This is a genomic window from Streptomyces sp. NPDC048590 (genome assembly GCF_043199535.1).
Classification (GTDB): domain Bacteria; phylum Actinomycetota; class Actinomycetes; order Streptomycetales; family Streptomycetaceae; genus Streptomyces.
Genome location: NZ_JBICWC010000031.1, coordinates 1 through 1,082 on the forward strand (window position 1 = coordinate 1; position 1,082 = coordinate 1,082).

At 67.2% G+C, this 1,082-nt stretch carries 1 protein-coding gene; it reads left to right on the plus strand.

The window, feature by feature from the left end; translation table 11 throughout:
* The first annotated feature begins 144 nt into the window (after positions 1-144).
* Positions 145-992, plus strand: a protein-coding gene (locus ACGFNN_RS35105; protein ID WP_393561973.1) for an IS5 family transposase whose coding sequence is annotated in 2 segments (ribosomal slippage) — positions 145-508 and positions 508-992 — 849 coding nt in all. Because the reading frame shifts where the segments join, the coding sequence is not laid out codon by codon here.
* Positions 993-1,082 lie beyond the last annotated feature (90 nt).

Sequence of the window (1,082 nt, forward strand, 5' to 3'; positions counted from 1 at the left end):
ACCGCCCGCTTCCGCACGCCGACCGACATCGCGAGATTCCTCGACCTCGACAAAAGCAAGATCAAACCGACGTGTTGATTCCCGGCAAGCCCTTAGAACTCCTAACGAAATGATCTTTGAGGTGATTGGATCGCTCCGGGACTGATGATCCGGGGGTGCGGGGTGGCTCGGCCGAAGCCGTGGGAAGTCGATGACGAGTTGTGGGCGGCGATCGAGCCGCTGTTACCCAAGGTTGAGCGCCGGACCCGGCACCCCGGGCGCAAACGGCATCCGGACCGGCTCGTGTTCCAGGGCATCCTGTTCGTCCTGCACACCGGAATCGCCTGGGAACACCTGCCGCAGGAACTCGGTTTCGGCTCCGGCATGACCTGCTGGCGCCGACTGGCCGAGTGGACCGAGGCCGAGGTGTGGCCGCGACTGCACGAGGCACTCCTCGCCAGGCTCCGCAGCGCGAACGCCCTGGACTTCTCCCGGGCGGCCGTCGACGGCTCCCATATCCGCGCGTTAAAGGGGGCTCCAAGACGGGACGAAGCCCTGTTGACCGGGGCAGGACGGGCAGCAAGCATCACCTGATCACCGACGCCACCGGCATTCCGCTCGCCGCCACTCTGACCGGCGGCAACCGTAACGACGTCACCCAGCTGATCCCACTCCTCCAGGCCGTGCCGTCCGTGCGGGGCAAGCGTGGCCGGCCCCGGCGCCGCCCGGATGTGGTGCTGGGTGACCGCGGCTACGACCACGACAAGTACCGCCGCCTGGTCTGGGACCTTGGCGTGAAGCCGGTGATCGCCCGGCGCGGCACCGAGCACGGCTCGGGACTGGGCACCCAACGCTGGGTAGTGGAGCGCGCATTCGCCCACCTGCACTGGTTCCGCCGCCTGCGGATCCGCTGGGAGATCCGCGACGACATCCACGAAGCCTTCCTCATCCTCGGATGCGCACTCATCTGCTGGCGGCGACTGCGCGCTCTGGTGACCGATGCCGTGAGCTAGGTGTATTGACCCGAAGCGTTGTTGACGCGGCTGATGGGCGGGAGTCCGCCGAGTGCGGTGTGGCAGCGGTGGTGGTTGTAGGTGTGGAGG